The 24,884-nt window shown below is 62.1% G+C and carries 25 protein-coding genes and 1 pseudogene; 18 read left to right on the top strand and 8 right to left on the bottom strand.

Annotated elements, in window-relative coordinates:
- Positions 1-6 precede the first annotated feature (6 nt).
- From LFT43_RS08455 to LFT43_RS08410, 10 genes and pseudogenes are all read left to right on the top strand, one after another.
- On the top strand, positions 7-366 hold the full coding sequence (locus tag LFT43_RS08455; protein ID WP_241711001.1) for a tautomerase family protein: 360 nt from the start codon (positions 7-9) through the stop codon (positions 364-366).
- 39 nt (positions 367-405) lie between these two features.
- Entirely contained in the window at positions 406-1,296 is an 891-nt protein-coding gene (locus LFT43_RS08450; protein ID WP_395802211.1) for a TolB family protein, read from the top strand.
- Between the two features lies 1 nt (position 1,297).
- Positions 1,298-2,260 (top strand): aldo/keto reductase, encoded by a 963-nt coding sequence (locus LFT43_RS08445; RefSeq protein ID WP_395802209.1) that lies wholly within the window; start codon positions 1,298-1,300, stop codon positions 2,258-2,260.
- A complete protein-coding gene (locus LFT43_RS08440) occupies positions 2,257-2,739 on the top strand; it encodes a heme-binding protein (protein ID WP_395802207.1) in 483 nt (160 codons plus the stop codon). Before LFT43_RS08445 ends, LFT43_RS08440 begins: the two co-directional genes overlap by 4 nt.
- Before the next feature lie 85 nt (positions 2,740-2,824).
- A pseudogene (locus LFT43_RS08435) lies at positions 2,825-3,531 on the top strand (sugar phosphate isomerase/epimerase family protein).
- Between the two features lie 29 nt (positions 3,532-3,560).
- Complete coding sequence (locus LFT43_RS08430; protein WP_395802975.1) at positions 3,561-4,670, top strand: Gfo/Idh/MocA family protein; 1,110 nt, start codon at positions 3,561-3,563, stop codon at positions 4,668-4,670.
- A gap of 125 nt (positions 4,671-4,795) precedes the next feature.
- Entirely contained in the window at positions 4,796-5,731 is a 936-nt protein-coding gene (locus LFT43_RS08425; protein WP_395802205.1) for a TolB family protein, read from the top strand.
- Between the two features lie 133 nt (positions 5,732-5,864).
- Positions 5,865-6,758: a DUF1080 domain-containing protein gene (locus LFT43_RS08420; protein ID WP_395802203.1), complete on the top strand. Its 894-nt coding sequence runs from the start codon at positions 5,865-5,867 to the stop codon at positions 6,756-6,758.
- Complete coding sequence (locus tag LFT43_RS08415) at positions 6,755-7,774, top strand: Gfo/Idh/MocA family protein (protein ID WP_395802201.1); 1,020 nt, start codon at positions 6,755-6,757, stop codon at positions 7,772-7,774. The genes LFT43_RS08420 and LFT43_RS08415 overlap by 4 nt, the downstream gene beginning before the upstream one ends.
- A 62-nt stretch (positions 7,775-7,836) precedes the next feature.
- Positions 7,837-8,118: a hypothetical protein gene (locus LFT43_RS08410; RefSeq protein ID WP_395802199.1), complete on the top strand. Its 282-nt coding sequence runs from the start codon at positions 7,837-7,839 to the stop codon at positions 8,116-8,118.
- A gap of 75 nt (positions 8,119-8,193) precedes the next feature.
- Here the strand turns inward: LFT43_RS08410 and LFT43_RS08405 are convergent, their stop codons facing one another.
- The 3 genes from LFT43_RS08405 to LFT43_RS08395 form a co-directional block, all read right to left on the bottom strand.
- Positions 8,194-9,066: an aldo/keto reductase gene (locus LFT43_RS08405; RefSeq protein WP_395802197.1), complete on the bottom strand. Its 873-nt coding sequence runs from the start codon at positions 9,064-9,066 to the stop codon at positions 8,194-8,196.
- A 64-nt stretch (positions 9,067-9,130) separates the two neighbouring features.
- Complete coding sequence (locus tag LFT43_RS08400; RefSeq protein ID WP_395802195.1) at positions 9,131-10,168, bottom strand: zinc-dependent alcohol dehydrogenase family protein; 1,038 nt, start codon at positions 10,166-10,168, stop codon at positions 9,131-9,133.
- A 105-nt stretch (positions 10,169-10,273) separates the two neighbouring features.
- Complete coding sequence (locus LFT43_RS08395) at positions 10,274-11,170, bottom strand: helix-turn-helix transcriptional regulator (RefSeq protein WP_395802193.1); 897 nt, start codon at positions 11,168-11,170, stop codon at positions 10,274-10,276.
- 136 nt (positions 11,171-11,306) lie between these two features.
- Here LFT43_RS08395 and LFT43_RS08390 point away from each other — a divergent pair, with 136 nt between their 5' ends.
- Together LFT43_RS08390 and LFT43_RS08385 are read left to right on the top strand one after the other, a co-directional pair.
- Positions 11,307-12,677 (top strand): MFS transporter, encoded by a 1,371-nt coding sequence (locus tag LFT43_RS08390; RefSeq protein WP_395802191.1) that lies wholly within the window; start codon positions 11,307-11,309, stop codon positions 12,675-12,677.
- 87 nt (positions 12,678-12,764) lie between these two features.
- The gene (locus tag LFT43_RS08385) at positions 12,765-13,175 is read left to right on the top strand and encodes a cupin domain-containing protein (protein ID WP_241709940.1); all 411 of its coding nucleotides are present in this window, start codon (positions 12,765-12,767) and stop codon (positions 13,173-13,175) included.
- Positions 13,176-13,245: 70 nt separating this feature from the next.
- Here the strand turns inward: LFT43_RS08385 and LFT43_RS08380 are convergent, their stop codons facing one another.
- Together LFT43_RS08380 and LFT43_RS08375 are read right to left on the bottom strand one after the other, a co-directional pair.
- Entirely contained in the window at positions 13,246-14,331 is a 1,086-nt protein-coding gene (locus tag LFT43_RS08380) for an AbrB family transcriptional regulator (RefSeq protein WP_395802189.1), read from the bottom strand.
- Positions 14,332-14,619: 288 nt separating this feature from the next.
- Positions 14,620-15,375 (bottom strand): alpha/beta fold hydrolase, encoded by a 756-nt coding sequence (locus LFT43_RS08375; RefSeq protein WP_395802187.1) that lies wholly within the window; start codon positions 15,373-15,375, stop codon positions 14,620-14,622.
- Between the two features lie 370 nt (positions 15,376-15,745).
- Between LFT43_RS08375 and LFT43_RS08370 the strand changes: the two genes are divergently transcribed.
- From LFT43_RS08370 to LFT43_RS08355, 4 genes are all read left to right on the top strand, one after another.
- Positions 15,746-17,095, top strand: coding sequence for an MFS transporter (locus LFT43_RS08370; RefSeq protein ID WP_395802185.1), 1,350 nt, complete (start codon positions 15,746-15,748; stop codon positions 17,093-17,095).
- 117 nt (positions 17,096-17,212) lie between these two features.
- Positions 17,213-18,634 (top strand): aldehyde dehydrogenase family protein, encoded by a 1,422-nt coding sequence (locus tag LFT43_RS08365; RefSeq protein WP_395802183.1) that lies wholly within the window; start codon positions 17,213-17,215, stop codon positions 18,632-18,634.
- 100 nt (positions 18,635-18,734) lie between these two features.
- Positions 18,735-19,673, top strand: a complete 939-nt coding sequence (locus LFT43_RS08360; RefSeq protein ID WP_395802181.1) for an NAD(P)-dependent oxidoreductase — start codon at positions 18,735-18,737, stop codon at positions 19,671-19,673.
- A gap of 72 nt (positions 19,674-19,745) precedes the next feature.
- On the top strand, positions 19,746-20,171 hold the full coding sequence (locus LFT43_RS08355) for a carboxymuconolactone decarboxylase family protein (RefSeq protein WP_395802179.1): 426 nt from the start codon (positions 19,746-19,748) through the stop codon (positions 20,169-20,171).
- A gap of 102 nt (positions 20,172-20,273) precedes the next feature.
- On the opposite strand, the gene LFT43_RS08350 is transcribed toward LFT43_RS08355, so the two are convergent.
- Together LFT43_RS08350 and LFT43_RS08345 are read right to left on the bottom strand one after the other, a co-directional pair.
- Entirely contained in the window at positions 20,274-20,969 is a 696-nt protein-coding gene (locus LFT43_RS08350) for a GntR family transcriptional regulator (protein ID WP_395802177.1), read from the bottom strand.
- 134 nt (positions 20,970-21,103) lie between these two features.
- On the bottom strand, positions 21,104-22,021 hold the full coding sequence (locus LFT43_RS08345) for a helix-turn-helix transcriptional regulator (protein WP_241709932.1): 918 nt from the start codon (positions 22,019-22,021) through the stop codon (positions 21,104-21,106).
- A gap of 198 nt (positions 22,022-22,219) precedes the next feature.
- Here LFT43_RS08345 and LFT43_RS08340 point away from each other — a divergent pair, with 198 nt between their 5' ends.
- Together LFT43_RS08340 and LFT43_RS08335 are read left to right on the top strand one after the other, a co-directional pair.
- Positions 22,220-23,077: an aldo/keto reductase gene (locus tag LFT43_RS08340; protein WP_395802973.1), complete on the top strand. Its 858-nt coding sequence runs from the start codon at positions 22,220-22,222 to the stop codon at positions 23,075-23,077.
- Positions 23,078-23,147: 70 nt separating this feature from the next.
- Positions 23,148-23,855, top strand: a complete 708-nt coding sequence (locus LFT43_RS08335) for a flavodoxin (protein WP_395802175.1) — start codon at positions 23,148-23,150, stop codon at positions 23,853-23,855.
- A 23-nt stretch (positions 23,856-23,878) separates the two neighbouring features.
- Here the strand turns inward: LFT43_RS08335 and LFT43_RS08330 are convergent, their stop codons facing one another.
- Positions 23,879-24,883, bottom strand: a complete 1,005-nt coding sequence (locus LFT43_RS08330; protein ID WP_395802173.1) for an MBL fold metallo-hydrolase — start codon at positions 24,881-24,883, stop codon at positions 23,879-23,881.
- Between the last annotated feature and the right edge of the window lies 1 nt (position 24,884).

The raw sequence follows: 24,884 nt of genomic DNA, 5'->3' as shown, positions 1-24,884 counted from the left end.
ACCACCATGCCCCACGCACGAATCGACATGCACCGCGCCCTCCAGCCGAAGATGGCTGACATCAGCGCCGCCATCCTCCGCGGAATGGTCAAAGGCTTCGAAATGCCCGAAGACGATCTCTTCCAGATCTTCCGGCTCCACGAGCCAGGCGAACTCGTCTACTCCCCAACCTTCCCGAACCAGCAACGCGACGACATCATCTTCATCGAACTCGTGGCCCAGAACGTCTACAACGACGAACAGAAGCAGCGGACCATGGCCGCGATCGTGGACGAAGTCTCAGCCCTCGGAATCAAGCGCGACAACCTCCTTCTCGTGCACGTCGAAGTCCAGGGCGCCGCATGGTACGCGCCGGAACCCGTCTAAGCACAAACCACTTCCACATCCTTCAAGGAGAACCAAGGCATGTCATCTGCTCCCCAGCTAGCCAGCGGGCAACGGTCACAGGTATTCATCGGCGGCCCGGCCCAGGCACAGCCGACGGTGCTGTTCGAGACCGATGAACTCCAAATCGAAGCACCGAACTGGTCGCTCGATGGCAAGACCCTGTATGTCAACGGCAACGGCCTGCTCTGGGCCCTGGACGTCTCGACTCCGGAATCCGGCCTTCGCCACATCCCCTACGACGGCCTCCCCGAACTGAACAACGACCACGTTCTGGATCCGGATGGCGAGCACATTTTCCTGTCGGGAAATGACGGGCACATCTACCGTGCCGCCCTCAGCGGGGGCGCCGTCGAGCGCGTGAGCCCGGACGACGGGATGTGGCATTTCCTCCACGGCGTCTCCCCGGACGGCAAACGTCTTGCATACGTCGAACTCAAAGACTTCTCAAATCCGGGAAGGCTCGCTGTTCTTCCACTGACAGGGGGGCCTGTATCGCGGCCTGACACCGGAACGGGTCACATTGATGGACCGGAATGGTCGCCGGACGGGGAATGGATCTACTTCAACACCGAGGGATTCACCTCCGCTCCGGGACACGCGCAGCTCGCGCGAATCCACGACACCAGCGGTGAAGTCGAACGCCTCGTGACAAGTGAAACAGTGGACTGGTTCCCGCACCTGTCCGCGGACAACCAATCCGCGGCCTACATCTCGTTCCCGCCCGGAACCCTGGGCCACCCGCCCAACCTCGACGTCGAAGTCATCGTCGTCTCATCCCGGGACTGGACAACCCCGCTCCAGCGCTACCGGCTGTTCGGCGGACAAGGCACCATCAACGTCAACAGCTGGTCACCCGACAGCACACGCTTCGCGTTCGTCGCCTACCCCATCGCCCATGACGGAGAGTGACATGGACCCGCAAATGCCCGCCGACTGGCTCAGACCACTCGGCAACACCGGCCTGACGGTATCCGCCGTCGCAGCCGGAGGCGGCCCGATCGGCAGCATGCCGGAAATGTTCGGCTACGACGTGCCCGCCGAACAAGCCATCGATCTGGTCACCCAGTTGCTCCGCAGCCCGGTACGGGTCATCGACACCTCCAACGGTTACTCGGACGGCGAGAGCGAACGCAGGATCGGGCAAGGGATCGCCCGCGCGGGCGGGCTGCCCGCCGATTACCTGATTTCCACCAAGACCGACGGGAAAGACGGGGACTACTCCCGTGAGCGGGTCCGCCGGTCAATCCAGGAGAGCAAGGAACGCCTCGGACTCGACAGACTTCCGCTCGTCTATCTCCACGATCCGGAATACGCCCTGGACCAGGGGCTCGACGCTCCGGGGGGTGCGGTCGAGGTGCTCGTTGAGCTCCAACGCGAAGGCGTCATCGGCGCGATCGGCCTGGCCGGCGGCGACGTCAAAGTCATGCACCGGTTCCTGGACCTGGGCGTCTTTGACGTGCTCCTCAACCACAACCGCTGGACACTCGTGGACCGCAGCGCCGGAGCACTCTTCGACAGGGCAGCCGCAGCCGGCATGGGCATTGTCAACGCCGCCTACCTCGGCGGGGGCCTGCTGGCCAACCCGCACGGTCAACGCATGTACGGATACCGGCCCGCACCGGACCCGACCGTCAAAGCCGCCCTCGCGCTCGAATCACTGTGCCAGGAATGGGGCACCGACCTGGCCACCGCGGCGCTGCAGTTCTCCTTGCGCGATCCACGCATCCACATGTCCGTGGTCGGCATCAGCAAACCCGAGCGCATCGGGGCACTCCTCGCATCCGTCAACACCAAACTTCCCGAGGAGTTCTGGTCCGCCGCCGAGGAACTCGTGCCGGAGCCCTCGAACTGGCTGGATCCGGTGGCACCATGACCGAGCAGAACGAGGCCGAGCTGCAGGCGATGCTCGAAGAAATCCAAGGGGAAGTCGCAGAGCGGACCCTCCCGCATTTCGACCACGCTGACGCGCGAAGGATCGGATCCGCCGCCGCGGCCCTGGCAGAACGCGACCACCTTCCGATCGTGGTCGCAGCCAACAGAGGCCAGCAGCGCGTATTCCACGCCGCGTTCGCCGGCACCACCGCCGAACACGACGACTGGGTGCGGCGCAAGCTCAACACGACAATGCGCCACGAGATCCCGAGCCTCGAGTTCGTCCTGCGGCAGCAGCTCTCCGGCCACACCCCCGAATGGCTCGACCAACGCGAATTCGCCATCGCCGGCGGAGCCGTGCCGATCGTCGTCGCCGGAATCACCGTCGGCGCGATAGCCATCTCAGGCCTGGTGGGATCCATCCGGGAAGACCACGACCTCGCCATGGAAGCACTACGGAGGGCCCGCCCCCACCCCTGAGACCGAAGACGAACCCGCCCGACAGGTGGTCCGATTTCGACCAACATTTAAAACGCCAGTACATCCAGTACCTAAGGACACTTCATTGCCATATTCCATCCAGCTGTACACCCTGCGCAATGCCTTGCAGGAAGACCTGCCGGGCACCATCAAGAAGGTCGCCGAGATCGGTTACACGCAGGTTGAACCCTACAATTTCGTGGCCACCGCGAAGGAGCTCGGCGCCGCCTTGAAGCAGAACGGGCTGAGCGCCCCGTCCGGTCACGCGCCGCTGCTGAGCCAGGACCAGGACGAGATCTTCGCCGCCGCCAAGGAACTCGGCATCAGCACGGTCATCGACCCGTACCTGCCCGCCGAGCACTGGCAGAACGCCGAGGACATCCAGGCGACCGCGGCCAAGCTCAACGCCGCGGCGTCGGCTACCACAACCATGCCTGGGAGCTTGAGTCCACCATCGGGGGCCAGACAGCCCTGGAGTACTTCGAAGGCCTTCTTGACCCGGAACTGGTCCTGGAAGTCGACACCTACTGGGCATCGGTCGGCGGCCAGAACCCGGTGGAACTGCTCGCCCGCCTGGGTGACCGGGTGAAGTTCATCCACATCAAGGACGGCCCCGGCACCACGGACACCAAGGCCCAGCAGCCGGCCGGCCAGGGCACCATCCCGGTGCTCGACGTCGTTGCTGCCGCGAAGTCCCTGGAAGTGGGCGTCGTGGAGTTCGACGACTACGCCGGAGACATTTTCGAAGGCATCGCCGAAAGCCTTGCCTTCCTGACGGCAGGCAAGGTCTAGTGAGTCGCCCTGTCCCCTTGGGTGTGGCGATGATCGGTTACGCGTTCATGGGCAAAGCCCACTCCAATGCGTGGCGGAACGTGGGCGGCTTCTTCGACGTTCCGGCCTTCGAGCAGAAAGTGCTCGTGGGCCGGGACCCGGAACAAGTCGCCGGGGCCGCGGCCAGATACGGGTGGGCCGAGTCCGCCACGGACTGGCGCTCCGTCCTGGAACGCGACGACGTCCACATCGTGGACATCTGCGCCCCGGGCTGGATGCACGCCGAAATCGCCATCGCGGCGCTGGCGGCAGGCAAGCACGTCCTCATGGAAAAACCCCTCGCGAACACCCTGGCCGAGGCTGAAGCCATGACCGAAGCCGCGCGTGCCGCCCGGACGTGCGGCATCCAGTCCATGATCGGCTTCAACTACCGCCGCGTCCCCGCCCTTGCCCTGGCCCGCGAACTGATCGCCGAAGGCCGGCTCGGAACCGTCCGGCACGTCCGCGCCGCCTACCTGCAGGACTGGCTCGTAGACCCGGATTCGCCCATGACCTGGCGATTACGCAAGGAAACCGCCGGATCCGGCGCGTTGGGCGACATCGCCTCCCACGCCATCGACCAGATCCAGCACCTAACCGGCCAGAGTGTGACAGAGGCAACCGGCGTGCTGCGGACATTTGTCGCGCAACGGCCCGGGCACGATGGCCGTGAGGAAGTCACCGTGGACGATACCGTTTGGGCGACGCTGGGGCTGACAGGGGGTATCGGCGCGTCTGTGGAGGCATCCCGCGTCGCGACAGGGCGGAAGAACAGCCTGCAGATCGAGGTATACGGCACCCTCGGGGCCTTCACCTTTGACCTCGAAAACCTGAACGCACTGAGTTTCCTCGACACCGCCGCCCCCGTGCGCGAGCAGGGCTTCCGCCGGATCCTGGTTACCGAACCCGATCACCCCTACATGCATGCCTGGTGGCCGCAGGGCCACGTCATCGGCTGGGAACACACTTTCACGCACCAGATCCGGGACTTTCTGCTGGCCATACGTGAGGGTAGCCAGCTATCGCCGTCCTTCGAGGACGGGCTGCAGGTCCAGCGCGTGCTGGGAGCCATCGAAGAATCAGCGAACAACAAGAGCACGCTCACCGTCGTCGGCCGCTGAATCCCAGCGACATCGCCGGATAAATGTCGTCACTGACCTAAAACCGATGCCCAGAAGCGGGACTCCGGAGACAAATCTAGTGGCCTCACTCCAAGCCACCGAACGACTGAACGAAGGAAGCACGAATGATTTCATCAACCAACTCCAGTGGCCTTAAGACAGCTCGATACCCGGGCCGGGACGACATGCAACCGAATCAGGTGAGCCAGCTCATCATCGCCGACGTCGAAGCGGGCACCGAAACACTCGTGTACCAGTCGAAGCAGCTCGTCCAGTCCCCCAACTGGACACCCGATGGTCGGTGGCTGGTTGTCAACAGTGAGGGGAAGCTCTTCAGGATGGTCGCCGACGGAACTGGTGACCTCGAACTGATCGACATCGGCGATGTCGGGGGCGTGAACAATGATCATGTGCTCTCGCCCGACGGGGAGCGCGTGTACTTCAGCGCTCTCGGCCACCTGTACTGTGTGAGCCTCGCAGGGGGCGACGTGCGTAGGGTGTCAAACGTGCACCCGGAGCAGCAGCGATACAGTTATTGGCTGCACGGCATCTCGCCGGACGAGCAGACACTCGCTTACGTGTCAGTCGAGCCCGAGGGCGACGAGCCGCGCGCACGACGCAATCTCGCGACCATCCCCGCGGCCGGTGGTCCGGAAACCCAGGTAACGGAAGGGGTCAACGATTACGACGGCCCGGAGTACTCCCGCGACGGAAAATGGATCTACTACAACTCCGAAGAGGTCGCCGCCGTCAAGGGGCACGCCCAGATCTTCCGGATGCGGCCCGACGGCACGGAGCGGCAACAGCTGACCTTCGACGAACGGATCAACTGGTTCCCGCACTTCACACCTGACGGCAGGGAGTTCGTGTACATCAGCTACCCGCCCGGCACCATCAGTCACCCCGCCGACATGGACGTGGAACTGCGCATGCTGCCCGCCGACGGAGGCGAGCCCCGAACAGTCGTAACGCTGTTCGGCGGACAGGGCACCATGAACTGCAACAGCTGGGCGCCGGATGGCAAACGGTTCGCGTTCATCGCATACCCGTCCACCCTGTAACGAGGATCATCCGGGAGGGTCATTCCGCGGCGACCCCTTAACTGGGAAGACGTCGGCATGGACCACCCGCTGCCCCTTTGCAGCGCCGTCAAACCCTCAAAAACCTTAAACTACGAACGAAATGGATCCGCACATGACACTCTCCGAAACGCCCGACGACGACGGGTTCGTGCCGCTGTTCGACGGCGTCAGCCTGGCCGGGTGGCACGCCGCGCCGCGCATTTACGGTTCGGTGTATCCCGGCGGCCCGAGCGTCCTCGAGCACTTCGACAGCCTGGGACTTCAGCGCCCTGTGGAGCCGGAGAATCATCCTGCCCACTGGAAGGTCGAAAACGGCGTCCTGATCGGCGAGCAGGACGCTCCCGGGAGCGGCTACGGCGGCTACCTCGTCAGCGACCAAGCGTTCGGCGACTTCGAGCTGGTCCTTGAGATGCGACCCGATTGGCCCGCGGACACGGGTGTGATGATCCGGCGCCAACGGGACAGCTGGGAAGGATTCCAGGTCCTCGTGGACCACCGCCCCTCCGGCGGAATCGGCGGCTTCTTCGGCAACGGGCTCGCGAGCTTCTCGGCCGTTCCGTTCGCGATCGACGTCGCCCGCGACGACGCCGGCCAACCAATAGGCCTCAAAGCCGATGACCCGGCCACCTCGGTGGAACCCGTCACGGAAGCGAAGCGCGCCCGGCTCAGCTACGCAGCCGACGTCGACGATTTCCTCAACGTGTGGCGCTGGGACGACTGGAACGAACTCCGTCTCCGCTGCGTCGGGGCCATGCCCGTCATCACCACCTGGATCAACGGCCTCAAGATCGCAGAACTGGACACCGCCACCCTGGAATCCCCCAACTACGATCCCGACGCGGTCTTTGATGTGCTCGGCGACAGCGGACACATCGCCCTCGAAGTCCACGACAACGACGCCATGTTCGGCGAAGCCCGCTGGGGCAAGGGCGCACAATGCCGATGGCGGAACATCCGGATCAATCACCTCAGCCAAAATGCGGCTGACGAAGGAAGCCAATCATGACCGAGCGGCCTTATGGCACCGTGCCAGAACAACAGATTCGTTGGGGAATCCTCGGCACAGGATTCATCGCGACTGTACAGACACAGGACTTGATAGCGAATGGCTTTACCGTCCAAGCCGTCGGCTCCCGTTCGCTGGAATCGAGTCGCGCGTTCTGCGATAAATTTGGGATTCCAACCGCCCACGAAGGCTACGAATCACTGGCATCTGACCCCAACGTCGATGTTATTTACGTTGCCACGCCGCACACTTTCCATCATGCCCACGCACTACTGGCACTGAATGCCGGCAAGCATGTGATGGTCGAGAAACCCTTCACGATAAACGCCCGGCAAGCCCAGGACGTTGTCGAACTGGCAGAAGCCAAAGGGCTGGTGGCACTGGAAGCCATGTGGAGCCGCTTTCTACCTCACATGGTCCGGCTGCGCGAAATCATCAACGAGGGGAAACTCGGCGAGGTCCGCAAAGTTATCGCCAGCCTCAACATGAACCTTCCAAAGGATCCTTCGCATCGGCTGAACAACCTTGCACTGGGCTGCGGAGCGCTGCTGGACCTCGGAATCTACCCGGTCTCCTTCGCTTTCGGCATCCTAGGCGTCCCGGCAAGCATTCGGGCAAGCGGCTCAATGACCGCAAGCGGTGTAGATCGACAAACAACTGTGATTCTTGAATACCCAGATGGACAGCAGGCGCTTCTGGACTGCGCATTAGACGCTAGCGGAGCCAACCGAGCCGCGATTATCGGAACCGAAGGATGGATCGACCTCGGTTCGAATTGGTACGAGGCAACCGGTTTCACGCGTTATGGCGTCGATGGAGAGGTACTGGAGATGTTTGGGCGTTCCGTGAACGGCAGAGGAATGCAATTCCAGGCTGCCGAAATGGAACGTTTGATCCGAAGCGGTGCAACAGCAGGGCCCGTCCTATCCCCTGGGGAGAGCGCCGCGGTTATGGCCGCGATGGACGAGATCCGCCGACAGATTGGACTCAAATACGAAGCGGACGCGGCGAAATAGCGACCCCGCACAGTAGCCCCTCGGCCGACAAAGTCGGCATCGGATATACCGTCGCGCACGCCTTGGCCTCGCGTCGGGCACGGGTGGTCGGCGTCGACCTCTCCGACCGCGTCGGTTTCCTCATGGCGGAACTGCCCGGCACGGGCAACCACGGAATCGCCCGCGACTTCACGGCCTCGGCGACCCCGCCTCGGACGTCGTCGCCGAGGCCGTGCGAGTCACCGGCCCCCGCCCACATCCTGGTCAACTCGGCAGGCATCGCCCTGCTCGACCCGGCGGTGGACGTACCGGCGGCCCGGCGGCCGGCGACGACGCCACGATGGGCACCGGCACCAACGTCCTGATTGACGGTGGATTCACCACCATCTCGGAGACTGCTGAACCGGAGTGCGGGGGAAGCCGCCCGACTGTCGAGCTTTTCAGGCTTCGGGTATCTCCCGCGCGAATGCCTCCGGGGTCACTGTTTCTGGTTCCGGGCCGCCTCGCACACCGGTGTCGAGCCCATCGATGGTTGCGACCTGATCATCAGTGAGCTCGAAGTCGAACACGTCGAAGTTCGCGGCGATCCGTTCGGGCTTGACTGACTTCGGGATCGCGGAACGTCCCTCTTGGAGGTGCCACCGCAACATGACCTGCGCCGGAGTCATGCCGTGCTCTTCAGCGATCCGTGCGATCACCGGGTCGTCGAACGTGCTCTGCCCGGTCCCACGGTAGTCGGTGATCCCGCCCATCGGCGACCACGCCTGCGTTAGGATCCCATGGCGGGCGTTCGCTTCTTGGACGTCAGGCTGCGTGAAATATGGATGCAGCTCGACTTGGTTCACCGACGGGACGACCGTGGACCGATCGAGGAGCGTTGCGAGGTGTTCCGGCATGAAGTTGCTGACGCCGATGGCCCGGACGCGACCGTCCGCGAGGAGCGTTTCCAAGGCGCGGTACGCCTCCACAGTCTTGTCGAACTGAGTCGGAACGGGCTGATGCAGGAGCAACAGGTCAATCTGCTCCACCCCGAGCTTTCCGGCACTCTTGTCGAAGGCATGGAGCGTCTCGTCATAGCCGTAGTCGCTAATCCAGACTTTCGTTTCAATGAAGATCTCGGACCGGTCGATCTCAGAGCGGCGGATGCCATCGCCGACTTCTCGTTCGTTGAAGTAGGACGCTGCTGTGTCGATGAGGCGGTAGCCCACGCGCAGTGCTTCGGTAACGGAGGACTCCGTCACGTCGGGGGGCGTCTGGAACACACCGAAACCAAGGGCGGGCATTTCGACACCATTGTTGAGGTTCACATTCACGTTCAATCCTTCTTTCTGGAAATTGTGGTTCGCGGGTCGTCCGAGGCCGGACGGATTGCCGATATCACATACCGACGCGCAGGAGGGTTTTAACCGCGCGACGTTCGTCCATCGCCTGATAGGCGTCGGCGATGTGATCAAGATCAGTGACGTAATCAAAGACCCGTCCCGGATTGATCCGACCCTCGAGAACGTCGCCAAGGAGTTCCGGGATGTAGCGGCGGACTGGGGCGACACCGCCGCGCAGACCCACGTTGCGGAAGATGACCGTGTTGATGGGTACGACGACGTCGTGCGGCGCGCCGACTGCCCCCACAACGGATCCGACACGGGCGATGCTGAACGCGGTCTCCATGGACGGCCCGGTCCCTACGCACTCCAGGGCGGCGTCGACGCCGATCCCCTGGGTCATCTCCATGATCCTCTCAGTTGCGTCGTCACCTCTTTCGGGAATGACATCGGTTGCCCCGAATTCCTTGGCGAGGGCTTGGCGTGCGGGGTTGCGGCTAAGGGAGATGATGCGTTCGGCGCCGAGCCGCTTGGCGGCGATCACGGCGCAAAGTCCGACGGCTCCATCCCCTACCACGGCCACAGTATGCCCCTGTTTCACCCCACCGCTGACAGCTGCGTGGTGGCCGGTGCACATCACATCGGAGAGCGCCAGCAACGATGCGAGCATCTCGTCAGAGTGTCCGTCGCCCGGGACGCCGACGAGCGTCGCGTCGGCGAAAGGAACCCTGACGGCCTCGCCCTGCCCGCCGTCAACACCGTGATTGCCGAACGAGCCACCATTAAGACAGTTGGAGGGCCACCCCGCCAAGCAGTTCGCGCAAGTGCCATCGCAAAAGGTAAACGGGGCAATCACAAGGTCCCCTTTCGAGACGCTCCGGACATCGGCGCCGACCTCGTCAACGATGCCGATAAATTCGTGCCCGATAGGTCCAAGTGCGTGCGGAGATTCGCCCCGGTAATACCACAAATCAGAGCCGCAGACGCAGCCAAGCAGCACGCGCACGATGGCATCGGACGGGTTCTGCAGTTTCGGATCGGGCCGTTCGCCAAGGGTGATGTCGCGGGGACCGCCGTAAATTACTGCTCGCAAGGAGGGTTCCTTTCATTCTGGGCACTCGATTGTTGCCGACGTTACTCCGCTCCATTCCGGCGAAGGAGGCACTTGGAGTACACATTTGCGGGACGCCGGCGTCTTTCAGTTAGGCAGGTCCCGGTGCGCGAGATCGTCGGGATTGGGTGCGACGGACGCCGGATGGGTGGCGCTCCAGCTGGCGAGGAAGTCCAGCTGTTCTTGGGCGTGGCTGCCTGGTTCAGCCGTGTAAGCGATCAAGGTCAGGCCCTCGCCGGGAAGCTCGAGTGCGTCGCAAGTGAGTTCGATGTCGCCGACAAGCGGGTTGCTCATTGCCTTGCGTGCCATGCGGTAGGGGCGGACGCTGTTTCGGGCCCAGCGAACTGAGAACTCCGAGCTTCCCGTGGCAAGGTCGCCGATGAGGCTGTTGAGGGCACGGTCATGGGGGCTACGTCCCGCTTGGACGCGGAGGGCCGTCGCGAGATCCTCGGCGATTGTGTCCCAATCAACGAAGAAATCCCTCGACCTGTGGTCGAGGAAAACGAATCGGGCGAGATTGAGAGGCAAGCCACTGGGTCTAAGGATGTCCATGTACAGGGCGAAGCAAAGGCTGTTCGCGGCCACGACGTCCATCCGGGCGTTACGGAGGTAGGCAGGTGCGCCTGTGATTCCAGCTAGGATCCGCTCGACACTCGGGCGCACTTCTGCCCGTGCCCGACGTGCCCCTGCCGCCCGCGGCCTTGCGGCGGTCTTGGCCAAGTAGAACAAATGGGCACGTTCAGCCTCGTCGAGCCGAAGGATTCGGGCGATCGATTCAAGAACGGATTCGGAAACCCCGCTCAGGTTTCCACGTTCAAGGCGGGCGTAGTAGTCCCGGCTGACACCAACAAGTATCGCGACTTCCTCACGTTTGAGTCCGGAGACCCTCCTGGAGCCTCCGCATGGGGAGATCCCGGCCTCGGCTGGTGTGATGCGAGACCGCCTGCTCATAAGGAACTCGCGGACGCTTTTGCTGTTGTCCATGGCTTCTACGCTAAGACGCCACAACCGGTCCTAACAGGAACTGCCAGTACACCGCACACCAGGTACTCCCACACGCACGCGGTAGCTGGTCTTCTTAAGTGTGCTCAGAATTCCTTCCTGAAAGGACACGGTATCCGTGACCATCATCAAACCTCCTCCGGTGGCCGTCGCCCCGCCGCGCGCATCTCTGGCTGTTGCCATGCTGGGGTTCTTCGTCGTCGCCCTGGACGCCCAGATCGTCAACGTTGCCCTGCCGGAGATCCGGAATGACCTCGGAGGCGGCCTTTCTGGCCTGCAGTGGATAGTCACCGGCTACACCCTGATTTTTTCCGCGTTGCAACTGTTCGCAGGGAGCTTCTCCGACCGCGTCGGAGCCCGCCGGGCCTACGGTATTGGCATGATCGTGTTCAGCGTGGCTTCTGTAGCGTGCGGGTTCAGCCCCAGCCTCCCGGCACTCATCGCCGGCCGCGTGCTGCAGGGCATCGGGGCGGCAATGATTACCCCCACTTCCCTCGCGCTCATTCGTGAGGCGTACCACGATCCTGCGCGTCGCGGCAGGGCCATAGTTTACTGGGGCTTGGGCGGTTCGGTCGCCGCTGCTGCCGGGCCCGTGCTTGGAGGAGTCCTCACGCAGATCGACTGGAGACTGATCTTCTTTGTCAATCTTCCGGTCGGCGTGGCAGCTCTCGTCCTGCTCTCCCGCGTTGCTCCCTCACCCAGGCGCCCGCGGCCCTTCGATTGGTTCGGGCAGACCACGGCCGTACTGGCGCTTGCAAGCTTGACCTACGGCATCATCGAGGGCGCGGAACTGGGCTACGGAAGCCCCGCGATCCTCTCCACGTTCGCGGTGTGCGTCATATCGGTGGCAGTCTTCGTGGTGGCGCAAGCCCGGGGCCGGCACCCGATGCTCCCGCTTGACCTGTTCCGCTCTCGCACAGTTTCCACCGCGCTGATCATTGCCGGGGTCACCATGGCGGCGTTCTACGGCGTCGTCTTCCTCCAGAGCCTCTATTTCCAGCAGCAACGCGAAGTCACGGCGCTGGGGACCGGACTTCTCTTCTTGCCTATGAGCGGACTGGTTGCCCTCCTCGTTCCCCTTGCAGCACGGCTCGTGACCCGTTTCGGACGCATTGCAGTGATCGTGGCGGGCCAACTAGTCATGGCCCTCGGCCTGGCTGGCCTTTGCTTGCTCCCCACGGATTCTCCGACCCTTCTCGTCGCGCTCCTCATGGTCCCGGTCGGCGTTGGCGGTTCCTTCACGGTTCCCCCGATCATTGCCCTCATCATGGACCATGTGCCGGCAGAACGGGCGGGGACCGCCAGCGGAGTCATCAACACCGCACGCCAGGTTGGCGGCGCGCTCGGCGTCGCCGTCTTCGGTGCCGTACTGGCCGGGCAAAACTTCATGGACGGTCTCCGCACGGGACTCGGCGCCACCGCCGTCCTTCTCTTGGTGCTCGTCGTCGCGTCCTTGCCGCTACGGCACGGTAAACAGGCACGGTATTAACGAACGCGCCTGAGGATCGGAGGGCGCAGTCGGGACAGCAGCAAAGACCATGAACTAACCAGACCGAAACTGCTACAGGAAGACACGATGAAACTTATACCCCCGACCCCCACGGCCAAAGCCCCAACGGAGAGGTTCACGGGAGACGTCTACCTCAACTCCCTCCACAACGGCGAGGCGCCCTCGCGTCTCGTGGCGGCGCTGGTCCGCTTCACCCCTGGCGCCCGTACGAACTGGCATTCCCATCCCCTTGGCCAGACCCTGCACTGCACCGACGGCATCGGGTTCGTTGCTACCCGGGACGGCAGCGTGATCCTCATGCGCGCAGGAGACACGGTCCACACGCCGCCCGGCGAGGAACACTGGCACGGCGCCACCCAGGACAACATGATGTGCCACCTGGCTTTGGTCGAGCACGACAACGGGGAGAGCGCCACCTGGCTTGAACCCGTCAACAACCAGGACTACGAAGACGCGCACGCCCAAGCCAACCGATAACCGCATCAGCCGATTCCGACATTCCGTCTCCGTGGCTTGCCGGCCACGGAGACGGAGGCTCCGTTTGAGGTCAAGACGCCTCATCATCATCTATGAGGCTGCGGTTTCGATTACGCAAATACCTCGCCACGAGGGGCGCCATCATGAGTGCAGCGACAAGGCGAAGAATCTGCATGGTAAGCACCAAGCCCACGTCGGCGCCTGAGCCCATCGCCACGGCTACGACAACCGGGATCCCGCCGGGGCTCGTCGCGAGGTAACCGTCCAAGTCTGAGATCCCGACACTTCTGGCGAAAACGATCCCGGCGAACGCACACCCGACGACACCGATCACCAGTTGAATCAGAGCGAGCGGCATAAGGGTGGCGAGGCGTCGCAGGGATGAACGCGTCAGCGAAAGGCCTACCGCGAGACCGATCAGCCCGTAGGCGAAATTGAGCACTGACGGGGGAACTGTTGAACTGGGCATCACCTGAGTCAGCGAGAGGACGACGGCAACAGCCATTGGCAGGATCAGGCTCGATGCGCTGAACCGGAGATATCGTGCCATGATCAGTCCCGTCGAGACGGCGAGGGCGGTGAACCCCAGGCCCGACCAGTCGCCCATGGACGCTGCTGCCACTTGACCCGGGCTGCCCGCCCCAAGAAGCACAGAGACAAACGGCACCGAGAGCACAACGACGACGACGCGCAGGTACTGGATGGAGAGCACGATACCCTCGTCCGCGTCCATCTCCTTTGCAACGGCACTCACTCCGGAAGCCCCGCCTGCGATCGATGCCAGCATGGCAGTCGGACCATCTACGTGACGTGAAAAACGTAGAACTTGCCCAGCTGCCAGGGTGATTGCAATAGTGCCCGCCACTCCGGCTAGCATGACCAGCGGCCTCTGAACGACTTCGGCCACAACAGCACGATCGACCATCGCCCCGGCGCCAACGCCGACCAGGGCGAGGGAGAGTTTGCGTAGGCCGCGCGGAAACGGCTTTGGTGTTCGCAGGCCGACGGCGGCAAACACACCTGTGATGAGACCCGCAAAAAGGGGCGGAGAAGGCGCCTGAACAATGCTGAGGATCCAAGCTAGGAAAACGATCGATGCTGCGATTGCCAGCCAGTAGAGGAGATCGCCAGACCAGCGGCGAGGGTCGCCCGTCATCTGCAACTCCTAGCCGGCAATGGGCCGGCGACCGAGGTCGAGAGAACAATCCCCCAAGCTTCCTTGGACCGAGACGCCTGGAACGAATCTTCCGGCTGCCTACTGGCGTGGACCCGGTATGTGTTTGCCATCATCACTCCGTTCGTATTTACGAACCAATGTTCATGATAGCGATCATATCATTGTCACACCAGAGGTCAGGCGATGTTCGTCCCCGGATTGGCGATCGCGGCCGGACGCGGCCGGCCATTCACGAGAGCCAAGAGCCGCGCCGAGCCACGCCGAGATCTAGAGGGAGTCGGCGATCCGCGCCGCCTCCAGCAAAATCTCAAGCGTGCCGTCCGGATTGGTGAGCGGCGCCTCGTGGGTGCCCTCCAAGGTCCGGTACCAAAACTTTTCATCCCGGACACTGCGATCCCGCGCCCTGTCCAGGACGAAGGGCTCCGCTCTCGTCGGCAGGCATTCGACGAACATTCCCGGATGCGACCACGCGCGCTCGGTGGAGCCCACTGGATCCCGGTAGGTCTTAATCGGCTGCGGCGTCAGCTTGGAATTCACCCAAGCAATGATGTCCGGGTCTGTTATCCCGTAATAGGAGGCATCAGACACCGGAACCGTCCAGCCGCGACCGTGGTTGCGAGCGTTTTCTTCAATCGCTGCAGCCCGCCGGGGACCAACTAGATCAAAAACGCTTTCGCCCGCACGAGGGATGAGTGCATCCACGTAGACCATGAACCTCACACGATCAGCGATCTTCTCCATCGCAGCGCTTGCCACGACACCGCCGTAGCTGTGCGCCACCAGGATCGAGTCGGTCAGGTCTTCATACTCGAATGTCGCGACCAGATCCTGAACGTGGGTGTCCAGCCCGATCGAGGGATCGAGGAGATGCGAACGGTCACCCAGACCTGTCAAGGTCGGCGTCAGGACGTCGAACCCCCGCCGTCGAAGGCGGCTCGCGACCGGCCCCCAGCACCACCCGCCATGCCGGCCTCCATGGAGGAGAACGAAGGGTCTGGAATTCGAAGCAACGCTCTCAAGCACGCAATCCTCCTGATGGATCAAACGTTACGCCTTCCCTCATCAAGGGAGACGGAATTACTCGCATTCTGTGACTTGCACCACAGCGGTAGAGAGTATACTCTGGGAAGGTCAGTCAAGCCAATGGCCTGGCAGCCTTCGCGATTTTCAGGAAGGAAACAGACAGGATCGGCCACCGCCGAAACCCGCTGCAGGCCATCCCCCGCTGCCACTGCGTTGTTATCGGATCGCCCGCCTCGGCGGAAGGTCCGAACGGTACATCGGCAAATCCCGATACAGGCCCCTTCGCTTCCTAAGTGAATGAGAGCGTTCCCTGATGCGCCACTGAAGACGCACTGAGTCTGCTAAACCACCGACCTTCAATGGAGAAGACATGTCCGATCACCTTGGGGTGGACCAACTTAGCTCATCCGAAACCACAGCAACGCCCAAAGCCCGTCAGGGTAGAGGGCGGGTGCTGTTCGCCAGCTTCATCGGGACGGTTATTGAGTTTTACGATTTCGGTATCTATGGAACCGCCGCGGCGCTCGTGTTTCCGCAGGTGTTCTTTCCGGCGCTGGGTCCGGCCGCTGGCACTGTGGCCTCTTTCGCGACCTTTGGCGTAGCTTTTGCGGCACGACCGCTTGGAAGCATCATCTTCGGTCACTTCGGAGACATCCTCGGCCGTAAGCGCAGCCTGGTGGCGACGATGCTGATGATGGGAATCTCGACATTCCTTGTAGGTCTTCTGCCTACGGCGTCGCAGATAGGGGTAGTGGCGCCGCTCCTTCTCACCGCGCTGAGGATTTTCCAGGGTATTGCCGCCGGCGGTGAGTATGCGGGGGCGGTCCTCTTTGTTTCCGAGCATTCTCCTAAGGCGTCGAGGGGTTTGTGGTCCGCAGCGCCCAACCTGGGCGGCAGCGGGGCCATCATCTTGACGAACCTCACCTTCCTGCTGACCAGCCTCACGATGAGCCCGCAGGCGTTTGTGGCCTGGGGCTGGAGAATCCCGTTCCTCACCAGCGCAGTCTTGGTTCTTCTCGGCCTGTGGGTGCGTCTTAGAGTCAGCGAAACCCCGGTCTTTATCTCGCAACAGGCCCGCGGCACACGATCCCGCGCGCCGTTCCTTGAAGCCTTCCGTGTGCAGAGCCGCCAAATCTTCCTCGCCATAGGATCCATGATTTGCCTTATGGCCCTCGTCTACGTCGGCGGACCCTATCTGACCTCCTATGGCTCTAAGACCCTGGGCATGGATCAAACATTCGTCCTCGCGATTGCGACGGTCGGAGGACTCATGACCGGGGTCGGAATTCTCATCGGCAGCGCGTGGTCCGATCGCATCGGGCGTCGAAAGGTGATGATCGTCGGCGCTGCGGCAGGTACGGTATGGACTCTCGCGCTGTTCCCCATTCTCGACATGAAGACGGGATGGGCCTTCGCGATCGGCATGCCTCTGACGTCACTCATATCCGGGGTCGTTACCGGCCCTGTCGGAGCCTTCTTGTCGGAGCTCTTCCACACGCGTTACCGCTACACGGCTGCAGGGATCTCGTACAGCGTCGCCGCAATGATCGGCGGCGCGCTTCCGCCCATTATTGCTCCGATCGTCATTGAACGCTGGGGCAGCCTCGCCTTTGGCTTCTTGCTGGCATTCGTCTGCCTGCTCAGCTTGCTTTGCATAGTTGCGCTCAAAGAAACGCGAAATTATGAGCTTGACCGCGTAGACACCGACGTGAAGAACTGACTGACACTCTCAACACCTACACATGTCAACGCGAGTGTTCCCGCGGATCCAGATGGCACAGCCTGTGCCGGGATAGCAATGGACGGGAACTCGTCCCAACCCACTTGGAAGAGAGAAATGCTAAAACATACCCAGATTTTCGTGAACGGACAGTGGATTGACTCCACCGCGACGGATTCAATTGACGTCGTCAATCCTGTCACGGAGGAAGTAATCGCCACCGTTCCTCGCGGAACAGCGGTCGACGTCGACCATGCCGCAAGTGCAGCTGCCGACGCCTTTCAGGAGTGGTCGCGTTCCTCCATCGAAGAGCGATCTCATGTCCTGCGCAAACTCGCGGACCTGATCGAGGAGCGAGCCGACGACATTACGCGGACGATCGTCTCCGAGATTGGCCAGCCGCTAGCGCAGACCGGCAATGCCCAGACTGCCACTCCGATTGCAGATCTCCGAAACTACGCGGACTCGCTCCGGGACATCGTGTGGAGAGAACCTATCAGGTCTTCAACATCCGTGGTGCAAAGACTTCCTGCAGGGGTGGTCGGAGCCATCGGTGCTTGGAACGGTCCCCTCAGGTCGGTCGTTCTCAAGGCCGGCGCAGCTATCGCGGCTGGCTGCACCGTCGTCGTGAAGGGCAGCGAAGTCGCCCCGCTCACGTCCTTCGTTCTTGCCGACCTGGTAACGGAGGCGGGACTTCCGCCTGGAGTGTTCAACCTCGTCGCTGGGGATGGGCCTGAGGTTGGCGAGGCTATTGCCTCCCATCCGCTCGTGGACATGGTGTCCCTGACCGGATCCGTGCGTGCAGGTCAACGCGTCATGGAGCTGGCGAGTCGTTCTATCAAGCGAGTGGCGCTTGAACTCGGCGGCAAATCGGCCAGCGTGGTGTTGGAGGATGCAGACTTGGAGCACGCGATCACGCTGGGCCTCGAAGACGCCTTCCGCAACTCAGGCCAGGTTTGCGGGTCTCTCTCCCGGGTTCTGGTTCCGAAATCGAGGTTGCGCGAAGCAGAAGAACTCGCAGTTGCCAAGGCTGAGAGCTATGTATTGGGCGACCCTTACGACCCGGCAACAACGCTCGGCCCCGTCGCAAATGCGAACCAGCGCGACCGCGTGCGTTCCCACATCCAGCGTGGACTCGACGACGGCACCCGGTTGCTCACGGGAGGTCCGGAAAAACCTGAACTGCTGGAGCGTGGATTCTTCGTCAAGCCGACGCTCTTTACTGGCGACAATCAATCGCGAATCGCCAGGGACGAGGTCTTCGGACCCGTTGTTGTCTTCATTCCGTATTCGAATGAAGACGAGGCAATCAGCATCGCCAATGATTCCAGCTACGGTCTTGCCGGCGCCGTTTGGGCGGCAGACCCGGCTCGTGCCCGTAAGGTGGCGGGACGGATTCGAACCGGAAGAGTACGCATCAACGGAACTCCCATCGACATGCGGGCTCCCCACGGAGGCTTCAAGCTCTCCGGCATCGGCCGGGAGATGGGAAGACATGGGATCGAAGAGTTCCTTGAGTACCAGTCAGTGCATGGGTGACAACCGGCGCAAGCAAGGTCGGTGCGCATTTTCAGCGCGTCTCCACCCCATCAAAAGCAATCATCAGCCCAACAAGGACACGTAGTCGAGGTATTACAAAATGGAAAATGAATTGAAGCTGGGCTTTATCGGCCTGGGAGCCATGGGCAAAGGCATGGCACACAACCTGCTCTCGACGGGTCATGAGCTCCTAGTTCACGATGTCCGGAAAGAGGCAGCAATCGAGCTTATTGAGCGCGGGGCCCGATGGGCAGATTCGGTTGCGGAGATCGGTCGCGAGGCGAGCGTGATTTTCACCTCATTGCCGGGACCTCGCGAGATGGAGGCTGTCGGACTCGGCGAAGATGGGCTCTTGGCTTCAATGCAGCAAGGCTCTGTGTGGTTCGATATGTCGACGAATTCGCCCGCGACACTGCACAAGGTCTTCGAGGCCTGCCGCGCCGTCGGCGTTTCTTTCCTCGATGCGCCAGTGAGTGGCGGACCCGCCGGAGCGAGCAGCGGTAAGCTCGCGATCTATGTCGGCGGTGACTCCACGACGTTCGAACAGCACCTTCATCTCCTGAAAGCTCTAGGAGACGAGGTGATGTACATGGGAGACATCGGCACCGGAACAAGCACCAAACTGGCCCATAATGCTGCAAGCGCAGCGATCCGCATCGTTACAGCAGAAGTCTTTTCCATGGCAGTCAAATCGGGCGTGGAGCCGTCCGCGCTCTGGAAGGCGCTCCGGAACGGGGCCATCGGCCGAACACGGACATTCGATCGGATGGAAAAGTACCTGAACGGAAACTATGATCCGCCCACTTTCACCGTCACGCTTGTCAACAAAGACATTGGTCTGGCGCTTGAACTTGCCAATTCGATGAATGTGCCAATGAGATGCATCGAAGCCGCATACAAGGACTACCAAGAGGCCTTGGACAGGGGGTGGGGTTCACGAGACTCACGATCCCCAATGTCCCTGCAGAATGAACGTGCCGGCGTCGAAATCAGCGTGCCCCAGGAAGTGATCCAAGAGGTTCTTGCTCTCGATCCGTAAAGCCAACGTCGATCCTTAATTTGAGACTAGATACCAGATCGCAAAAACATCACGAATACATTGGAGAATCACGTGAACGAACGGGATACCGGACGTCAAATCCTCACCGATTTGATGGGAGCCCCCTATCTCGACCAAAGGGACGAGCAGCGAAATGCCTTTAATGCTCCCCTCCAGGACTATTCCGATGAGGTTTGCTTCGGTCGAGTATGGGGACGTGACGGGATCGACAAGAAGCTCAGGAGCATCTTGAACCTTGCCATCCTGACGGCCCTGAATCGTCCCGCGCAACTCAAGCACCACCTGCAGGGGGCGCTCAACAACGGGTGCACTCCCGAGGAAATCCAGGAGATCCTCCTCCACACCGCAGTATATTGCGGGCTCCCGGCAGCCGGCGAAGCCTTCAAGGTGGCAGAAGGGGTACTCCGCGAGCGGGGACTTATTCCCGTCGACTCCTCGGAGCCTACTGGCCCGGGAGCACGGGTCGACGCCTCCTGAGCGGATTCATGAGGGCCCCGGTGAGTTTTGTCATAAAATCACCGGGGCCTTCGTCGACAATGCCCATTATCAACTTCCGAAGTGACGGGTCTTTTGGACGCGTCAGACCTTTTTCAAATATTCGCCGGACTCCTCAGGCTGGTCACCTTCCGAAACGGCCGCCCTCCGCTTCACGAGGAACTCCCGGTGCCCTTCCATAGCCTCAATCACGCCCTGCGCGTTGCGCTGCTCAAAGTGTGGCATGAGACGGAAATGGTCTTTGTATCCGGTGGTGCTGTCAACGAGTCCGACTGCAGCGTAGGGCTCCCGAGCATCCCACAGGTAGTTCAGGAAGTGGAGCAATCGCGTCGAGCCCGTGCGCTCGAAAGCTACAAAGTGAAACTGCCGGTTCAATTCCAGGTATCGCAGACGGTCTTCGGGCGCAGTCTTCTTGCCCATCTCGTCCAACAGTGCGCGCATTTTAGAGACGTCGTCTTCAGTCAGCTTCGGGACAGCCATGAGATAGGCCTCACGCTCAAGGATCCGACGCCAGTGATAGATGTCCTCAAGATCGCCTTGGGTGAGATTAGTCGTAAAGTATCCGTTGGCCCGCAAATGATCGACATATCCCCGGGCTGCCAGCGACGCAAGCGCTTCCCGCACGGGTATGTGGGAAATGCCCAGAGCTTTCGCAATAGTTCGAGGTGATAGGCGAGAACCAGGCGCATATTCTCCTTGTGCGATCGCGGTCTGGATCCGCCGGCTCGCATAGGCCACGAGGGTCTCGGGCGGTCCCTCGCCGTTGTTGGCCGTATACACATTTGCTCCCGTTGCCGTATGCCGGCGATCTGCCCTTCGACCCCACGGGCCGCGTCCAACTCTATTTTCCCACAATATACTCTTCCGGCGGGAGCGCCCTGCAGCACAGATGAGGTTCTTGGAGCGCGGTTAGGTCAGTGGTCCTGGGAGGACTTCCTGGCCTCGGACTCCACAGACTGGTCAGCAGCACCCGACTTACCGGCGGCACGCTGGTCCGAGCTCCAGCTGGCCAAGAAATCGAGCTTTTCTTGGTCACGGCTTCCCGGCTCGGCGGTATAAACGACAATCGTCAGGTCTTCTCCGGGCAGTTCGAGGGAATCGCCAGTAAGTTCGATCTCCCCGACAACCGGGTTCCTCAAAACCTTCCGTGCGGTGCGATGGAATCGCACGTCGTGTCTAGCCCAGCGCGTTGCGAAGTCTTGGCTCCCTGTTATGAGCTCACCCACGAGGGACTTCAGTGCGGAGTCGGTTGGGCTCTTCCCGGATCTCACTCGCAGCGAAGATGCGAGGTCATCGGCAATGGAATCCCATTTAACGAAGAAGTCATGCGATCTCGGATCGAGAAACACAAATCGAGCCAGATTGACGGGTAATGTCTCGGGTTCAAGGACGCCTGCATAGAGCGCGAAGCAGAGGCTGTTCGCAGCAACGATGTCCATCCGTGCGTTGCGGACATAGGCTGGAGTGCCAGACATCCCGCGTAGCACCCCTTCAATGCTCGGGCGCAGCTCTGTGCGAGGCTTTCGGGTACGCGCCGGTCGTGATGCGGCCATCGCCGCCCGGGCTAGGTTAAACAAGTGCGTTCGTTCAGCTTCATCGAGCTGCAGCGCAGAGGCTAGAGATTCCAGGACCGGCTCGGACACGCCGCGGAGATTGCCCCGTTCGAGCCGGGCATAGTATTCGGTACTCATCCCCGCGAGCATTGCCACCTCCTCCCGCTTCAGCCCCGCTACTCGGCGAGTGCCTGCAAACGTAGGGAGCCCGGCCTTGGCGGGGGTAATTCGCGCCCGCCGGGTCGTCAAAAACTCGCGGACATCGTTGCTGTAGTTCATAGAACCGACGGTACGTCAGTCCCACCTCGCGTGGGAGTCACTGTCAGTACACTTTTCGCCAGTCCGGTTTGTGAGCGACCCGGACCGGCCCTAACAGGAACTGCCAGTACACCGCACAACAGTTCCTCCCACGCGCACGCACGGACTGGTTGACTTGAGTCTGTTCAGTTTCCCTGCACGTAAGGACCCATGTCTGTCATGAAGAGCGTCACCCTTAACAACGGCGTCGAAATGCCGATCCTCGGCTTCGGCGTCTTCCAGATCCCCGACGAGGAAACCCAGGCCGCCGTCGAGGCCGCCCTCGACGCCGGTTACCGCCACCTGGACACAGCCGCCTCCTACCTGAACGAGGCCGCCGTCGGCGCGGCGATCAAGGCGAGCGGGATCGCCCGCGACGAACTATTCATCACCACGAAGCTCTGGATCCAGCACGCCCCCACCGGCAGCGTCCAAGACGACACCAAGCGGGCCTTCGACAACTCGCTGAACCGGCTCGGACTGGACTACCTCGACCTGTACCTGATCCACCAGCCGCTCGGGGACTACTACAGCGAATGGCGCGCCATGCAGGAACTCCACAAGGACGGCCTCGCCCGCGCGATCGGTGTCTCGAACTTCCACCCCGACCGGCTAGTTGACCTCATCGACCACAACGAGATCGTCCCGGCCGTCAACCAGATCGAGACCCACCCCTTCCACCAGCGCGCCGCCGACCAGGCGCTGATGCGCGAACGCGGCATCCAGATCGAATCCTGGGGGCCCTTCGCCGAAGGCCGCAACGAGCTGTTCACCAACCCGCTCCTCAGCGCCATCGCCGAAGCGCACGGCAAGTCCGTCGCCCAGGTGGTGCTCCGCTGGCTCATCCAGCGAGAAGTGGTCGTCATCCCCAAGTCAGTCCGGCCGGAACGGATGGCCCAGAACCTCGACGTCTTCGACTTCGCCCTCACAGAGGAGCAGATGAACCAGATCGCCACCCTGGACACCGGTGCCAGCCTCTTCTTCGACCACCGCGACCCCGCCATGGTCAGCTGGCTGGGCGGACGCAGGATCAACTAACCCATCCTTCCTCGCGTTCCCGCGGCCGCCCCGGCCGCGGGAACGCGAGGAACCGATCCGGGAGACCACCATGCCGACGAAGCTGCAAGCCATTGGCCGGCGCATCGTCCTGCGTTCGGCCGTGACGGGTCTCGGCGCTGCGATGATCGCCGCCGGAACGGCAAGCTGCAGTACAGGAGCGCCGAACAACACCATGACCCCCCAAAGAGAAACGCAGCCTGCCCAGACCACGCCCGTGCCCGGCGGCAATCGCGAGCGGGTTCTGCTCGTTTACTTCTCACGCGCCGGGGAGAACTACCACGACGGCGGACGCGTTCACCTTGACGTCGGCAATACCGAAGTGCTGGCCGGCATGCTCAGCGCACTCATCACCTGCGACGTACACCGCGTCGACCCGGCCGAGCCGTATTCCGTGAACTACGACGCCACTGTCGCGCGCAATGTCCAGGAACAGAACGAGAACGCCCGCCCGGCCATCTCAGGCCCACTGCTCTCCATCGAGCAGTACGACACGGTGCTGCTCGCCAGCGGCATCTGGAACGTCCGGGCACCCATGATCATGACCACGTTCGCCGAGAGCCACGACTTCGCCGGCAAAACCGTCCACCCGGTCACCACCCATGCAATGAGCGGGCTCGGAACCACAAAAAGGGACTACGCCCAATCCTGTCGTGGCGCGATCATCGGTGAAGGACTCGCCATCCGGGGCGAGCGGGTCCGGGACTCAGGACCGGACATCGAATCCTGGCTACGACGCAACGGGCTCCTCCAGGGCTGAACACCTTCCGGCAGCGTGAGCCCCTAGGGCAAATGGAGTCCCATGGGCAAGGCACCAACAAACTCGACATACATCTCAGTTTGCGCGAGTGCTGACTGAAGACGAGTGGCGGAAAGGTTTGTCCAGCCCCCGCCCCACGAGAGAGATGACGCGAGCCCCCATGTGGTGGCCTGTGGCGTGGATTTCAGTGCTTGGGTGACCTCGCCGGCACGACGGAGCACATGATCTCTGATTCGCGTCCTGCGCGCACCGAGATCGAAGAAGCGATAACCGTGTCCCGGTGCCGTCTCGCCGTCGTCGTACTGCGCCAGTCGTTCCAGTGAAAGGAGGTACTCCCCCACTGGATTCTCCCCGCCCGGGCCACCACGGCCTATCCCCGGGTTCAGGTGCGGCAGGACGTGGTCGCCGCTCAGGAGCAGCCCCTCGTCGGGCAGCGAAAAGCAGACATGACCGCGCGTGTGCCCGGGAGTGTGCAGAACACGCACGGTCCGGCCGGGAATCGGCAGCACCTCACTGTCATCGAGCGGGCGGATGCGAGCCGGAATCGGGCTGGCCCCCGCAGTTCCGCCTCCCGTGTGCAGTCGCTTGCGCTCGTTCTCAGGGACCCCCCATCGCAGCCCCAATGCCTCCAGGTCATCGGAATAGCGCGCATTGGACGCACCGCTGATCAGATCTTCCTGATCATCGATGTGAAGTTGGATAGCGAGATCGTTCTGATCAATCAACCATGCAGCGAGGCCAAGGTGGTCACGATGCAGGTGAGTGACTGCGACCGAACGAATATCATCAAGACCGGCCCCTATCGACAACAGATTCAATTTCAGACGATCGCGGTTTGACGGTGTATCCGCGCCTGGATCGATGACATGAAATCCCTTAGCGGAGTCCTCGACGACGTAGCACAGCGTGTAGGGGACGCCCGGCAGGAACGGGATGGCGAACGACCAGATGCCGGGTCGGAACTCCTCGGGATCCGGAATCCCTCCGTTGAGGTGCTGGGCGTACTGCTTGGCGCTTGCCGGTCGCACC

Source organism: Arthrobacter sp. FW306-04-A (assembly GCF_044358315.1).
GTDB lineage: Bacteria > Actinomycetota > Actinomycetes > Actinomycetales > Micrococcaceae > Arthrobacter.
The sequence above is the reverse complement of the archived record's forward strand: the minus strand, read 5'-3'. Positions and strand labels throughout refer to the sequence as shown.